Here is a 14,542-nt window from a genome sequence, read left to right as displayed (position 1 = left end):
ACTGTTACTCTCGTAGACTGATTTGACGGCTGAGTTCGCAGGCTGCGCGCTTGCAGGGAAGCTGTACATGACTTGACCATTGACGCTGGCTCCACCAGCCCGTTTGGCACGCCGCGCTGAGAGGTCGGCTGCGCAGGAGGAAGAGTGCTTTCGGCTTTTATCTCATCGCTGCGGACGGCCGACCTCAGACGCAAGATTCTGTTCACGCTCGCGATGGTGATCTTGTATCGGGTCGGCGCAACCATCCCGTCCCCAGGCGTCAACTATCCGAATGTGCAGAAATGCATCGAGCAGGTCAGCGGTGGTGATTCGGCGCAGGTCTACTCGCTGATCAACCTGTTCTCCGGTGGTGCGCTACTGCAGCTGAGCGTGTTCGCGGTGGGCGTCATGCCCTACATCACCGCCAGCATCATCGTGCAGCTGTTGGTCGTGGTGATCCCGCGTTTCGAGCAGCTGCAGAAGGAAGGCCAGGCAGGTCAGGCCAAGATGACGCAGTACACGCGTTATCTGTCGATCGCGCTGGCCATCCTGCAGGCCACCAGCATCGTGGCGTTGGCCGCCAACGGCGGGCTGATGCAGGGCTGCAGCCTCGACGTCATCCAGGACACCTCGATCTTCGGCCTGATCGTCCTCGTGCTGGTGATGACCGCGGGCGCATCGCTCGTGATGTGGATGGGTGAGCTGGTTACCGAGCGCGGTATCGGCAACGGTATGTCGCTGCTGATCTTCGCGGGTATCGCTGCTCGCATCCCCTCCGAGGGCCAGATGATTCTGGAGTCCCGCGGCGGATTGGTGTTCACCCTGGTCTGCGGCGCTGCGCTGCTGATCCTGGTCGGTGTCACGTTCGTCGAGCAGGGCCAACGCCGTATCCCGGTCCAGTACGCCAAGCGCATGGTGGGCCGCAAGATGTACGGCGGGACGTCGACCTATCTGCCACTGAAGGTCAACCAGGCCGGCGTCATCCCGGTGATCTTCGCGTCGTCGCTGATGTACATCCCGATGCTGATCACCCAGCTGATCCAGAGCGGCAGCTCCAGCCCGGGCACCGGCTGGTGGGACACCTTCGTGGCCGAACACCTGACCAACCCGGCGGATACCGTCTATGTCGCCATCTATTTCGGCCTGATCATCTTCTTCACGTACTTCTACGTGTCGATCACGTTCAATCCCGACGAGCGTGCCGACGAGATGAAGAAGTTCGGCGGGTTCATCCCGGGCATCCGCCCCGGTAAACCGACCGCCGACTACCTCCGGTACGTGCTGAGCCGCATCACCCTGCCAGGGTCGATCTACCTCGGTGTGATTGCGGTGCTGCCGAACGTCTTCCTGCAGATGGGCAGTGGGGCCACGCTACAGAACCTGCCATTCGGCGGTGTGGCCGTTCTCATCATGATCGGTGTCGGTTTGGACACCGTCAAACAGATCGAGAGCCAGCTCATGCAACGTAACTACGAAGGGTTCCTGAAGTGAGAATCGTTCTACTCGGACCGCCCGGTGCGGGCAAAGGCACGCAGGCAGAGAAGCTGTCCGAGAAGCTCGGCATCCCGCAAATCTCCACCGGGGACCTGTTTCGCAAGAACATCGGCGACGGCACGCCGCTCGGCCTGGAGGCCAAGCGCTACCTCGACGCCGGCGATCTGGTGCCTGCCGAGCTGACGAACCGTCTGGTCGAGGACCGTATCGACCAGGCAGATGCCGCCGACGGATTCATCCTGGACGGCTACCCGCGCTCGGTCGAGCAGGCCGGTGCGCTCAAGGACATGCTTGCCGCCCGCAACACCCAGCTCGATGCGGTGGTGGAGTTCCAGGTGTCCGAGGACGAGCTGCTGACCCGGCTCAAGGGCCGTGGCCGTGCAGACGACACCGACGAGGTCATCCGCAACCGCATGAAGGTCTACCGCGACGAGACCCAGCCGCTGCTGGAGTACTACCGCGACGACGTGAAGACCGTCGATGCGGTGGGCGCCCTCGACGAGGTGTTCGCCCGCGCATTGCAGGCACTGGGTAAGTGATCAGCTTGCCGGGGTTGCGGAAGCGCAAGATCGTCGCGCAGCGCAGCGCCGGAGAATTGGACGCGATGGCGGTGGCCGGGGCGCTCGTCGCCTCGGCGCTGCGGGCCGTGCGTGCTGCCGCGACGCCGGGCGTGTCCACCTTGGAGCTGGATCAGATCGCCGAAGCCGTCATCCGTGACGGTGGCGGCACCCCGTCATTCCTCGGCTACCACGGATTCCCGGCCAGCATCTGCGCGTCGGTCAATGACCGTGTGGTGCATGGCATTCCGTCGGCCGGCGAAGTGCTGGCCGCCGGCGACCTGGTGTCCATCGACTGCGGAGCGATCGTCGACGGATGGCACGGCGACTCGGCCGTCACCTTCGGGGTCGGCACGCTCATCGCCGCGGACGAAGCCCTTTCTGCGGCAACCAAATCGGCCATGGAGGCCGGCATCGCCGCGATGCTGCCCGGAAATCGTCTCACCGACGTCTCGCACGCGATCGAGGTCGAGACCCACGCCGCCGAGGCCCGCCACGACCGCAAGTACGGCATCGTCGACGGCTACGGCGGCCACGGTATCGGCCGCCAGATGCACATGGACCCGTTCCTGCCCAACGAGGGCTCGCCCGGTCGCGGTCCGTACCTGGAGCCGGGCTCGGTACTGGCGATCGAACCCATGCTGACCCTGGGCACCACCGAGACCAAGATTCTCGACGACGAGTGGACCGTCGTCACCGCCGACGGGACCCGTGCGGCGCACTGGGAGCACACCGTCGCGGTCACCGACGACGGGCCCCGAATCCTCACGCAGTAATTAACGCCAGCAATCACTATTCGAATCGCGTGTCATCGCTGGCGTCAGCCCGCGCGCAAAGGTAGTAATTGAACCGGATCGCCTCCAACGTCGTATCACAGACGGAGGTGGGAAGTGGATGATCCGGAGGCCGCCATGATGCGGGTGCTCTACGACGAGCATGCCGCCGCGCTGTGGTGCTACGCCCTGCGACTCACGGGTGACCGGGCCCGGGCCGAGGACGTGGTGCAGGAAACGCTGCTTCGTGCGTGGCGTCACCCTGATGTCACCGCCGATACCGACCGTTCAGCGCGGGCGTGGTTGTTTACCGTGGCGCGAAACATGATCATTGATGAACGTCGGAGTGCCCGCTTTCGGAACGAAACCGGGGTGCCCGACCCCGAACAGGTCGCAGACTATTCAAAGGCTGCCACCACCCCCGACCAAGTGGATAACGCGTTGGATCGAATCCTGTTGAGCACGGCACTGAGCCAGCTTTCCGACGAACACCGAGCAGTGGTCCGCCGGGCGTACTACCAGGGCTGGACCACCGGGCAGATCGCCGACGATCTGCAGATACCCGAGGGCACCGTGAAATCACGGCTGCACTACGCGGTCCGCGCGCTGAGATTGAACTTGCAGGAAATGGGGGTGACACGATGACGCAGTTCGGTGGGCCCCACACTCCTGATCCAGTGGCGCTCGACAAGTACCGGACCTGGGATGCGGCCTATGTGCTGGGTTCGCTGGAGAGTAGCGAGCGACGCGAGTACGAGGCGCATCTGGAGGGCTGTGCACAGTGCCGTTCCGCGGTGTCCGAGCTGACCGGCATGCCCGCCCTGCTGGCGATGCTCGAGCTCGATGATGCGCTTGCCCTCGAATCCGAACAGCCCGATCCGCCGCTGCCGCCCGAGGTATTGCAGTCGGTGCTGGCCAAGGTCAGCTGGGGTCGGCGCCGTTCGCGCTGGGTGACCACGGCCGCCGTGGGCGTGGCCGCCGCCCTGCTGGCGCTGGGGGTGGTGGTCGGCGTTCGTCCTGCGGTGTTCGGCCTACACGGCGGCTCCGAGCAGCAGAGCGCGCAGATGATGGCGATGAACAAGGTCTCTGATACACCCATCAACGCCAGTATTGGGATGTCCAGTTACTCCTGGGGTACCCGCATCGACATGGCCTGCAGTTACGGGAGCTGGGGCAAGCAGGACGCGCCTCCGCAGAACCTCGGCATGGTGGTGGTGGGCCGGGACGGCAGCCGCGACGAGATCGCGACGTGGATCGGGTTGTCCGGCGCCACCGCGCTGCCCAGCGGCAACACCCAGATGCCGATGGCGGATATCGCTGCGGTGCAACTGGTTACGTCCCCCCAGGGCAAAGTGCTGCTCGAGAAGCAGCTCTGAGCCCCGCCACGTCAGCCGCCTTTGTGTGCGGTCAGCAGGAAGCCGGACATCGTGATGTGGCCGGCACCGTCGCGCTCGACGCCCGGCGCTGATGCCGGCCCGCCTGCCGGACCGTCGTTGCCGTACAGCTTGGCCGGGCGTACCTCGTCCACGGTCCAACGGGTGGCGACGGTGTCGCGCAACTCGTCGGCGGTGAAGCCGTTGGGGCCCGGAGCGTCCTCGCCGAAGGGCCTTGTCGCAAAGGCCAGGATGTACAGCCGTGCATCCGGTGCCGAGGCGCGGTGGATGGCCTGGATATAGGCCTGGCGTCTGTCGATCGGCAGCGCGTGCAGCAGGCCGCTGTCGAGCACGGTGTTGAACCTGCCGTCGTAACCGGTGAAGGCAGTCATGTCGGCTTGCGCGAAACTTGCTGCGGTCAAACCACGTTCGGCTGCGGTGGCTGCCGCTGCTGCGATCGCCGTCGGGCTGGCATCCAGCCCGACCACGGTGAAGCCCTGCTCGGCCAGCGCCAGCGAGAGTGCGGCATGGCCGCACCCGGAGTCGAGAACCTCGCCGTGCACCTTGCCCTGCTCGATCAGTCGCGCAAGCTCGGGTTGCGGGGCGCCGATGCTCCACGGCGGTGGGGTTTCCTGACGATAGGCGTCTTCCCAATCGATACCCGGCTGTGTCATCCGATGCCTCCGATCACGGGGTTCCTGCGGTCTCCGGTAACAACGACCCCCCGTCCTCCACTATCCCCCTCGGTTCCGGCTGATCTTGATGGTGTCCTGAGCATTTCCTGCGGTATTGCCAGGAGTTCGGACGAATCCGTCCCAACGGTGAACCGCCGCCGCCTACGGGTCGTGTCACTGGCAGAGCACGGAAGTAGGTGACACATGGTCAAGGCGCACAGGGTGGTGGACCACATCGTCGGCTATCTGGCCGCGAATGGGATCTCGCACATCTTCGGCGTGGACGGTGCCAACATTGAGGACGTCTACGACGCGGCGTACTTCCGTGACGACATCGCCGCGGTGCTGGCGAAACACGAATTCTCCGCTGCCACAATGGCGGACGGCTATAGTCGCAGCGGCGCCGGGATCGGCGTGGTGGCGGCGACCTCCGGCGGCGGCTGCCTCAACACCGTGCCCGGCCTGGCCGAATCGCTGGCCAGCCGCGTTCCGGTGCTGGCCCTGATCGGCCAGGCGCCGATGACACTCGACGGCCGCGGCGCCTTCCAGGACACCAGTGGGGACAACGGGAGCCTGGACGCGCACGCCCTTTTCTCGGCGGTCTCGGTGTACTGCCGCAGGATACTGAAGCCCGAAGACATCCGCACCGCACTTCCGGATGCGCTGGCCGCCGCACGCACCGGTGGACCCGCGGTGTTGTTGCTGCCCAAGAATATTCAGCAGGCAGAGCTGGTGGAGGCCGGTACAGACGATGGCAGTGGCAACGGGCGGCCCGGGGGGAACGGGTCCGGGGGCCGCCAGTCCGATCTCGCCGGACTCGAGCAGGCGTTGCGCCGCGCCGATGGCACGATCACGATCATTGCCGGCGAGCAGGTGGCCCGCGACGACGCCCGCGCCGAACTGGAGCGGCTTCGCGCCACGCTGCGGGCGCGCGTGGCCACGGTGCCCGATGCCAAAGACGTCGCGGGAATCCCGGGATTCGGCTCATCCTCCGCCTTGGGGGTAGCCGGTGTGATGGGCCACCCCGGGGTTTCCATTGCCGCAGCTCAGAGCGCGATGTGCCTGCTGGTGGGCACCCGCATGACGGTGACCGCGCGGACCGGTCTCGACGACGTGCTGGGCAAGGTGGCGACCTATTCGATCGGCTCGCAGGTGCCGTTCCCGGCCTGCACCCACGCCCACTCCGACGACCTGCGCCGGTCGCTGACATACCTGGCCCGGGCGCTGTCCGGACCAGGTCGGCCGGTCCAGGTGCGAGTGCCGGATCTGGTGCCGCGCACCGAACTGCGGCCACCGGCACATCACGGTCCGGGTATCCGGTACCGCGACGCGATGTCGGTGCTCGACGCGGCACTGACCGACGGAACCGACATCGTCGTCGACGCCGGCAACGTGGGGGCCTCGGCGATCCACTACCTGCCCGCCCGGCGTGACGGACGCTTCATGGTGGCGCTCGGAATGGGTGGCATGGGCTACAGCTTCGGTGCCGGGATCGGGATGACGTTTCACCGGGCCTCTGATGCAGCCACCGCCGGTCCTGCCCGGCGCACCGTGGTGATCGCAGGCGACGGATCATTTTTCATGCACGGCATGGAGATTCACACCGCGGTGCAGTACCGGCTGCCGATCACCTTCGTACTGTTCGACAATCACGCTCACGCCATGTGTGTCACCCGCGAGCAGCTGTTCTACGAGGATCGCTACTCCTACAACAGGTTCGGACCCAGCCGACTGGGTGCCGGACTGGCCGCGATGTTCCCCGGCCTGCCGGCCTACGACGTCACCGACGTCCGGCAACTGTCGCAGGCGCTGGGCATGGCCCTGGACAGCGACGGACCATCGGTGCTCAGCATCGAATGTTCGGCCGACGAAATCCCGCCGTTCGCGGCATTTCTCGCCACCACAGACAGCGCCCCTTCCGATACAGAGGAGAACAGGTCCCATGTCACTGCCCGCGCTTGAAGACATCACGGCCCATCGGGGTACCCGTACCCCGATGGACGGACTCATCCGGATCGAGACCTCGCCCAAGGAGCAGGCCACCCCGATCATCATGGACATGATGCGGTCGGTCTACCCGCACGACCAGGTGTTCGGTCAGTACTGCACGGTCAACGACTACATCGAGTGCCCACCCGACGAGCTGTTCGACTACCTGTCCGACACCCGCTGCCTGGAGGAATGGACCTACAGCCTGCGTGGTTTCACCCAGACCGAGGAGCCCGGGCTGTGGCTGGCCCATGACCGGCTCGGCGCCGGGCCGTCGGGTCCGGGAAGCACGATCTACACCCGTACGGTGGCCAACCGCGACGCGCTGACCGTGGACTACCACTGCGCCTGGGACCAGGGCAAGCACCTCTGGATGATCTACCTGATGCGGATCGTCGACGCGCAGGTGGTGTTCGACAAGCCGGGATCGGTTGTGCTGTGGACGAATTGCCACCATCCGTTCTACGACGAGAACCCCTACCCGGAGACCGCGCCCCCGGCGCGACCGGTCTGGGTGGGGGATTTCTGGGACATGTTCGGTCCCGGCCACCTGCTGGAATTGCGAAACCTCAAGGCAATCGCCGAATACCGGCACCGCAACGGTCTGTCGGTCACCCCGGCCTGGATGAAGTGAGAGCCGTACATGTCCGAGAACAACCCCGTCAGCCTCATCGACCTGTCCACCTACCTTCCGGGTGACCCGATCAGCGCCGACTACTACGCCGGGTTCGCCGAAACCGACGAGCTGGCCGAGAACGTGATGTTCCGGGCGCCGCGGTTCCGTCATCACGTCGGGCCCGAAGAGACCGCGATCGACATGGTCGAGCGGGCCGCGGCCGGGGTGATCGAACGGCACGGTGCCGACGTCATCACCGAGGCCGATGTGCTGATCACCCACACCCAGCTGCCCGACATGCCGTTCTACGGTGGCGGCGGCGGCATGGCGCACCGGCTGGGGATGAAACCCAACTGGGTGATCGACCTGCACAACGGTGGGTGCGCGGCATTCGTGCTCGGGCTCAAGGTGGCCCGCACCCTGTTGAGCGCGGGAGAGGGCCGCACCGCGGTGATCGCGATCGCCCAGAATTCGGCCGGCCAGGTCTTCGATCAGCAGACCATCCGGCGCAAGGCGCAGTCGGCGGTGCCCGGAGACGGGGCCGCGGTCGGCCTGGTGACGTTGTCGGACGAGTCTCCCATCCTGGACATCGAATGCCGTACCTACGGGGAGTACGCCGGGGATATGACCGTCGTCATGGACCCGCCGCGCAAGTGGTGGCAGGCCGGCCCGGGGGAGGCCTGCATCGGCTTCACCGAGAGCAAGATCACCAAGGTGCTGGCCCGGGGCAATCGGCAGGTTCCCGAGGTGTCCTATTCCGTCTGCGACCGGATCGGTGTGCAGCCCAAGGATATCGACCTGTTCGTGACGAATCAGCCCAACCGCGTGTTCCTGCGCAACTGGCGTGAGGCGTTGGAGTTGCCGTCCGAACGTCACGTGGACACCTTTGACGAATGCGGAAACCTTTTCGCCGCAGGCATTCCCGTCAACCTCGACCGTGCCGTCACCGACGGGCGGGTGAAGGCCGGCGACATCGTGCTGATGGCCGCCTTCGCCCACGCCGGTGACTTCGCCGGGGCCGCCGCGGTCCGGTGGGGTGGCCGCGGCGACTCGGGGAACGTGTGATGGTGGCTCCCCGGACCGCCCTGCTCGACGCTGTCGGCGCGCTGCCGCAGGCGGTCAACCCGTTCGCGTTGTCGCTCAACGAATGTCCTTTTCCGCCGCTGCCCGCGGTGCGCTCGGCCCTACGGGCGTGCGATGAGGCTGCCAACCGGTATCCGGAGTTCCTGCCCCAGCGGTTGCGCTCGCTGATCGCCGATCACGACGGAATGGCCGAGGAACAGGTGATCGTCGGTGCCGGCGCCACCGGGGTCATCATGCAGGTGCTGCATGCGGTGACCAGTCCCGGCGACACCATGGTGATGGCGGAGCCCACATTCGACGGATATCCGATCTTCGCGCAGATGGCGCGGTTGCGGACGGTCACCGTGCCGCTCGACGAACACGGCCGGCACGATCTCGACGCGATGGCCGAGGCTGCGAAGACCGCGAGGGTGGTGGCGGTCTGCCGGCCGCACAACCCGACGGGCACCATCGAATCGGTCATCGAGATCGAGCGGTTCCTGACCCGGTTGCCCGAGGACACCGTCGTGCTCCTCGACGAGGCATATGTGGAGTTCTTGGCCGCCGAACAGTGCATCGACGGGCCGAGCCTGGTGGCCCGGTTCGGCAATGTCGTCGTGGTGCGCACCTTTTCGAAGGCGTACGGCCTGGCCGGCCTGCGGATCGGCTACGGGTTCTGCGCCCCGGACCTCGGCCGTCAGCTGTGGCGGATGCAGCTGCCGTTCGGAATCGGGCTCAGTGCCCAGGTGGCCGTGGCTGCTTCGTACGATGCAGAAAATCAACTGCGCCAACGTATCCGGATGATCGCAGCGGAGCGGCGCTACCTGCAGATGCGGTTGCGGGCGCTGGGCGTCTACAGCACAGATGGGCAGGCCAACTTCCTGTACCTCCCGGCCGGGTCCTCACCGTGGCCGGAGGTGTTCGATGGGACCGGCCTTCAGCTCCGCTACTACACCGACGGCGGAGTGCGGATCACCATCGGGGCGCGGCAATCCACCCGGGCAGTGCTGAGCGCGGTGACGGCGGCGGCCTGAACCGCGCATCGCTGCGCGGCGCCGCGCCGTGATGCGGTAAGAAGAGGCGTGCCCTCGCCACCGGACAAACGTGACCCCATCGCGCAGGCCCGGGCGAACTGGGAGGCCGCCGGTTGGGGCGAGGTGGCCGATGGCATGGTCGCGGTGACGTCGGTGATGCGCGCCCATCAGATTCTGCTGGCCCGGGTGGAGTCCGCGCTGCGACCTTACGATCTGAGCTTCTCGCGGTTCGAGTTGCTGCGGCTACTGGCCTTCAGCCGGGCCGGTGCACTGCCGATCACGAAGGCCTCCGATCGCCTCCAGGTACATGTCACCAGCGTCACGCACGCCATCCGGCGCCTGGAAGCCAGTGGGCTGGTGGAGCGCATCCCACATCCCACCGATGGGCGCACCACGCTGGTGCAGATCACGAAGCTCGGGCGTTCGACGGTCGAGGATGCCACGGTGACCCTGAACGAGCAGGTGTTCGCCGACGTCGGGATGTCGGAGGAGCAGTCGCGAGCCCTGGTCGCGTCCATCGAGACCCTGCGCCGACACTCCGGTGATTTCTGAGGCCGGTTTCTGGGCACCCCACTACCGTTGAACGAAGTGGAGGGAAGTGCCGATGAATGCCAAACGGGTGGGTGCGGCGTTCGGCGCCGTCGCTGTCGTGTTGATGGCGGCCTGCAGCACCACGACCACCGGGGTGGCCACCGCCCCCGATGACGTCACACCGTTCACGACGGCGTCCAAGGCGCCCAACCGAACTGCCACACGCAGCCCCAAACCACCCGCCGGGTCGCCGCGCGGTTCGGCGGGGTTGTCGCCGCAAGCGTTCGCCGAGGTCCGCGCCGCCGGCATCCAGGGTTCCGACAATGCCATCGGGGATCAGCTGATGATGGCCTGCATCATGGCCGGCGGCAGCTTCAACAAGACCAGGCAGGATGTCGTCGACGTGCTGACCAGGATGGGCAGCAAACTCCCACCCGATGCGCTCATGACGATCGTGAACGTGGCGTTGAAGTACGAGTGCCCTGAACTCGCCGGGAAACTCGGCGGCTAATCCGCAAAGCGGAGGCTGAGGAAGTCGGGGGTGAGCTTGTTCAGGCCGATCTTGTTGGCATGTGCGACCCATCGCGGAGCGGGCATCGGATACTCCTCGCTTGTGGAATCAATGATCCCGAGCGTAATCCCGGCCGCGGTCCCGCCGACCTGGCCGAACGCTGAGGACTCGATCTACTACGTGATGGCGGAAGGCAGCGGGATGGATGCGGTCACCGTGGTACCGGCGCCCGGCCTCGACCGGATATGCAACCGGCCGCCGACAATCTCGGCCCGCTCGGCCATGGACAACAACCCGTAGCCGCCCATCTCGTCACTGCCCAACGGATGCTCGAAGGTGTCGAATCCCTTTCCGTCATCGACGATTTCGAGTCGAGCCACCCTGTCGTCGACCGAGAAGGTGAGCCGGGCCCGGTCCGCCTCGGCGTGTTTGACCACGTTCTGCAGGCATTCCTGGGCGATGCGGTACAGCGCGAGCTCGATGTGGTCGGGCACCCGGGTCTCGGCGAGGTCGACGTCGATCGGGATCCGCGGGATCGAGCGGGCCAGGCTGGCCAGCCCGCCGGACAGGCCGAGATCGTCGAGCACCGGCGGGCGCAGCCCGCTGATCGCGGCCCTGGCCTCCTGCAGCGTCAGCGCGACCAGTTCGCGGGCGGCCGCCAGCTGTTCGGCCACCGTCTCGGCGTCGACCGCGCGGGCCGCGGCGTCGAGCCGGTACGACAGCGTCACCAACCGCTGGGAGATGCCGTCGTGAATGTCGCCGGCCAACCGGCGCCGCTCGATCTCCTGAGCCTGGATCACCTGCTCGACGAAATTCTCGTGCGCCCGCTCGCGCGCCACCAGCTGGCGGTGCAGGCGGGCCTGGTGCAATGCGCCGGCGATGAGCCGGCCGATCACCAGCAGCAACTCGACGTCGCGCGGCGTGAACTCACGGCGGTCGACGGTGTGCACGTTGAGAACCCCGACCAGCCCGCCCGGCCCGGTCTCCATCGGGACCGACACCATCGAGGTGAAGTCACGCCCGCGCAGCGACTCGAAGGGCATGTAGCGGGGATCGGACTCCTTGTCGTGGCTGATCACCACGGGCTGACGATGGCTGGCCACCCAACCCGAAATGCCCTGGCCGAGCGGCAGTCGGATCTTGCCGATCTCGGCGTCGAAAGGAGGTGTGGCCCCGGCCAGTGTCAGGGCCCGCTCAGAATCGTCGAGCACGTGGACGAAACACACATCGGTGGCGGTCGACGCAGTGATCATCCGGGCGGCCGCGGCGGCCAACGGCTCCACGCCCGGGCCACTCGATGCCGCGCGGATCAGCTCGCGCAACAGCGCCAGTTCCCCCTCGGCGGTCAGCGCGATGGGACCGAGTTCTCGGGCAGTTTTCTCTGGTTTGGCACTCACTGGTAGATCCCCTCCCGCAACGCAGTGGCCACCGCGCCCGCCCGGTCGCTGACCCCGAGCTTGCGGTAGATGGAGCGCAGGTGGGTCTTCACGGTTTCCTCGCCGATCACCAGCTTGTTGGCGACCCCGCGGTTGGACAGGCCCGCGACCACGAAGGACAAGATCTCGCTCTCGCGTTGGGTCAGGCCCTGCCGGGCGCCGGGCCAGAACTCGTCGCGCTGCAGTCGGGCCGCGGTTCCGGCCGCCCGGGCCGCCATCCCAGGATCGATCGCCGTCTGCCCGCTGTGGGCGAACTCGAGCTGACGTACCAGCTCGTCACTGCTGATGCTCTTGAGCAGATATCCGGACGCGCCCACCCGCAGCGCCTGGAACAGGTACTGCTCGTCGTCGTAGACCGACAGCATGACCACCCTGCGGTCCGGATCGCGTTCGCGCAGCACCCGGCACAAATCCAACCCGCTGGAACCCTGCATCCGCACGTCGCACAGCACGATGTCGGGGTTCAGTGTCTCGATGACGCCCAGCGCCCGCTCGGCGCCGACGGCCTGGCCGACCACTTCGACCCGGTCCTTGAACGCAGCAAGCATGGCCTTGAGACCCTCGATGACCATTTCGTGGTCGTCGACCAGCACAAGGCGCACTGGATTGGAGGGCGCCATGGCATCACCCTAAGGGTGGTACTGGGCGCTGAGGGCTGGAGCAGACGAACATCAACTCGCTTAATCCCCCATAGGGGGGACGCGCGATAGGTGTGACCTGGGCCACTGTCATGGGGTGTCGTCAACACAAGAGAAGTCATGGCGGGCCGGGCGGTTCTGGTGGGACTGTTCGCAGCCTGACACGAGCGCCCATCCGCTGCGTGCGGTGATCCTGGATCTCGATGCGCTGTCGGACCTCGACGTCGACGGGCATCGCGTTGTCTTCAACGCCGCCTTCGCCGCGCACGGTCTGCCCATCGAATGGGGTGTTGCGCGCTATCAGCAGCTGCTCGCACTGCACGACGAGCACCAGCGGGTCACCGCCGAGCTGCGCAAGCGCTGCGTGGGGCCGGACTGCGATGTGCTGACCGCAGTGCTCGCCGACGAGATCTGCATGACCAAGGACATGATGTTCGACGAGATGATCCTCGACGCCGGCCTCACGCCGCGGTCGGGTCTGGAGGATCTGGTGAACGATGCATTCCTGGCCGGGCTGCCGGTCGGGGTGGTCGCGGCCGGCCGTCGGCGCTGGGCCGAACCGCTGGTGCGCCAGCTGGTCGGGGACGGTGTGGTGGAAACCGTCGTCACTATCGATGACGTGAGCGCACCCGGCGCCGAGATGTACCGGCAAGCCTTGGCCGAACTGGGCGTGGCAGGCCACGACGCATTGGCCATGGTGGGCTCGGCCACGGGTCTGCGTGCCGCCAACGCAGCCGGGATTGCCGGCGTGTTGATCGACCCCGACGCCGGTGCGGTTTCACCCGGTGCGGTCGCAGTGCGGCCCGACTTCGCCGGTGCCGACGCGCTGCGTCTGCCGGCATGCCAGCGCCTGCACACCCAGTGGTGGGCGCAGCGCAGCCCGTCGGCCGCCTAGGTCAGCCCGTCCACCCACGTTTGTAACCAGATGGCGGTGGAGCTCGAATTTCTCCGCCATCCGGTTACAGACGTGAGGGTGTCGGTAGGCGCGGGCACACTTCTCCCGCATGGTGGAACCGTTCATCGGTAGCGAGGCGATTTCGGCCGGGAAGCTGACCCGCCACGAATTGCGCGCCCGGTTCATCGCCGTACACAAGGATGTCTACCTCCCGCGTGGAACCCGGCCCACCGCAGTGTTGCGCGCCAAAGCGGCTTGGCTGCGGTCGCGGCGGCGGGGCGTGCTGGCCGGGTATTCCGCGTCGGCGCTGCACGGGGCCCGCTGGATCGATGCGGCGCTACCGGCCAACATCCTCGACACCAATCGGCGACCGACCCGAGGCATCGTGGCCTGGGCCGACGCGATCGACGACGACGAAATATGTCGGATCGGCGACATCAGGCTGACCAACCCGGCCCGCACGGCGGTAGACCTCGCCTGCCGACTGCCCGAAGATGCCGCCGTGGCCGCGATCGATGCGCTGGCACGCGCCGCTCGTCTGAAAGTTCCTGACATCGAACTGGCCGCGGGGCGCCACTCCGGACGCAGGGGCATCAAACAGGCACGGGCGAGCATCGCCTTGGTCGACCCGGGAGCCGAGTCACCGCAGGAAACCTGGTTGCGGCTGCTGGTTATTCGCGCGGGCTACCCGCCGCCGCAGACGCAGTACCCCATCTACAACGAGTACGGCGCCTTGATCGGGGAGGTCGACAACGCGTGGCCCGAGCTGAAGATCGCGATCGAGTACGAGGGGCTGCACCACACCGATCCCGACGTTCTGCACAAGGACATCGCCCGGATCGACGAAATCCGCGACATGGGCTGGATCGTCATCCGGGTGACCTGCCGCGACGGCGAGGCCAACGTCCTCGGCAGGCTCGCCAAGGCCTGGGCTTCGCGTTTGTAACGGGGTGGCGGAGAAACTTGAATGCCACCGCCAC

16 protein-coding genes are annotated in these 14,542 nt (G+C 66.6%); 13 read left to right on the top strand and 3 right to left on the bottom strand.

Annotated features, from left to right (window positions below; all coding sequences use genetic code 11):
* The first annotated feature begins 144 nt into the window (after nucleotides 1-144).
* From secY to JOF57_RS19190, 5 genes are all read left to right on the top strand, one after another.
* A complete protein-coding gene (secY, locus tag JOF57_RS19210; protein ID WP_209919070.1) occupies nucleotides 145-1,470 on the top strand; it encodes a preprotein translocase subunit SecY in 1,326 nt (441 codons plus the stop codon).
* Entirely contained in the window at nucleotides 1,467-2,012 is a 546-nt protein-coding gene (locus JOF57_RS19205) for an adenylate kinase (RefSeq protein ID WP_209919068.1), read from the top strand. The genes secY and JOF57_RS19205 overlap by 4 nt, the downstream gene beginning before the upstream one ends.
* Entirely contained in the window at nucleotides 2,009-2,806 is a 798-nt protein-coding gene (gene map / locus JOF57_RS19200) for a type I methionyl aminopeptidase (protein WP_209919066.1), read from the top strand. Before JOF57_RS19205 ends, map begins: the two co-directional genes overlap by 4 nt.
* A gap of 114 nt (nucleotides 2,807-2,920) precedes the next feature.
* Nucleotides 2,921-3,448, top strand: a complete 528-nt coding sequence (locus JOF57_RS19195) for a sigma-70 family RNA polymerase sigma factor (protein WP_209919064.1) — start codon at nucleotides 2,921-2,923, stop codon at nucleotides 3,446-3,448.
* Entirely contained in the window at nucleotides 3,445-4,179 is a 735-nt protein-coding gene (locus JOF57_RS19190; RefSeq protein WP_209919063.1) for an anti-sigma factor family protein, read from the top strand. The genes JOF57_RS19195 and JOF57_RS19190 overlap by 4 nt, the downstream gene beginning before the upstream one ends.
* 11 nt (nucleotides 4,180-4,190) lie before the next feature.
* On the opposite strand, the gene JOF57_RS19185 is transcribed toward JOF57_RS19190, so the two are convergent.
* Nucleotides 4,191-4,850 (bottom strand): class I SAM-dependent methyltransferase, encoded by a 660-nt coding sequence (locus tag JOF57_RS19185; RefSeq protein ID WP_209919053.1) that lies wholly within the window; start codon nucleotides 4,848-4,850, stop codon nucleotides 4,191-4,193.
* Nucleotides 4,851-5,054: 204 nt separating this feature from the next.
* On the opposite strand from JOF57_RS19185, the gene JOF57_RS19180 reads away from it, so the two are divergent.
* From JOF57_RS19180 to JOF57_RS19155, 6 genes are read left to right on the top strand one after another with little or no spacing between them, the layout of a single operon-like run.
* Nucleotides 5,055-6,812 (top strand): thiamine pyrophosphate-binding protein, encoded by a 1,758-nt coding sequence (locus JOF57_RS19180; protein WP_209919052.1) that lies wholly within the window; start codon nucleotides 5,055-5,057, stop codon nucleotides 6,810-6,812.
* Nucleotides 6,793-7,473 (top strand): SRPBCC family protein, encoded by a 681-nt coding sequence (locus JOF57_RS19175; RefSeq protein ID WP_209919050.1) that lies wholly within the window; start codon nucleotides 6,793-6,795, stop codon nucleotides 7,471-7,473. The genes JOF57_RS19180 and JOF57_RS19175 overlap by 20 nt, the downstream gene beginning before the upstream one ends.
* A 9-nt stretch (nucleotides 7,474-7,482) precedes the next feature.
* Nucleotides 7,483-8,520: a 3-oxoacyl-ACP synthase III family protein gene (locus JOF57_RS19170; RefSeq protein WP_209919048.1), complete on the top strand. Its 1,038-nt coding sequence runs from the start codon at nucleotides 7,483-7,485 to the stop codon at nucleotides 8,518-8,520.
* Nucleotides 8,520-9,551, top strand: a complete 1,032-nt coding sequence (locus tag JOF57_RS19165) for a pyridoxal phosphate-dependent aminotransferase (protein ID WP_209919047.1) — start codon at nucleotides 8,520-8,522, stop codon at nucleotides 9,549-9,551. The genes JOF57_RS19170 and JOF57_RS19165 overlap by 1 nt, the downstream gene beginning before the upstream one ends.
* Nucleotides 9,552-9,599: 48 nt before the next feature.
* Nucleotides 9,600-10,103, top strand: coding sequence for a MarR family transcriptional regulator (locus JOF57_RS19160; protein ID WP_209919045.1), 504 nt, complete (start codon nucleotides 9,600-9,602; stop codon nucleotides 10,101-10,103).
* 52 nt (nucleotides 10,104-10,155) lie between these two features.
* The gene (locus tag JOF57_RS19155) at nucleotides 10,156-10,593 is read left to right on the top strand and encodes a hypothetical protein (protein WP_209919044.1); all 438 of its coding nucleotides are present in this window, start codon (nucleotides 10,156-10,158) and stop codon (nucleotides 10,591-10,593) included.
* Between the two features lie 176 nt (nucleotides 10,594-10,769).
* On the opposite strand, the gene JOF57_RS19150 is transcribed toward JOF57_RS19155, so the two are convergent.
* Together JOF57_RS19150 and JOF57_RS19145 are read right to left on the bottom strand one after the other, a co-directional pair.
* The gene (locus JOF57_RS19150) at nucleotides 10,770-11,948 is read right to left on the bottom strand and encodes a GAF domain-containing sensor histidine kinase (RefSeq protein ID WP_209923503.1); all 1,179 of its coding nucleotides are present in this window, start codon (nucleotides 11,946-11,948) and stop codon (nucleotides 10,770-10,772) included.
* Between the two features lie 38 nt (nucleotides 11,949-11,986).
* A complete protein-coding gene (locus JOF57_RS19145; protein ID WP_209919042.1) occupies nucleotides 11,987-12,649 on the bottom strand; it encodes a response regulator in 663 nt (220 codons plus the stop codon).
* A 115-nt stretch (nucleotides 12,650-12,764) separates the two neighbouring features.
* On the opposite strand from JOF57_RS19145, the gene JOF57_RS19140 reads away from it, so the two are divergent.
* Together JOF57_RS19140 and JOF57_RS19135 are read left to right on the top strand one after the other, a co-directional pair.
* A complete protein-coding gene (locus JOF57_RS19140) occupies nucleotides 12,765-13,562 on the top strand; it encodes an HAD family hydrolase (protein WP_209919040.1) in 798 nt (265 codons plus the stop codon).
* A 109-nt stretch (nucleotides 13,563-13,671) separates the two neighbouring features.
* A complete protein-coding gene (locus JOF57_RS19135; protein WP_209919038.1) occupies nucleotides 13,672-14,508 on the top strand; it encodes a PDDEXK family nuclease in 837 nt (278 codons plus the stop codon).
* Nucleotides 14,509-14,542: the final 34 nt, after the last annotated feature.

It is taken from the genome of Mycolicibacterium lutetiense, assembly GCF_017876775.1.
Classification (GTDB): Bacteria; Actinomycetota; Actinomycetes; order Mycobacteriales; family Mycobacteriaceae; genus Mycobacterium; species Mycobacterium lutetiense.
Note: the sequence above shows the minus strand (reverse complement) of the source record. Positions and strands in the feature narration are given on the sequence as shown.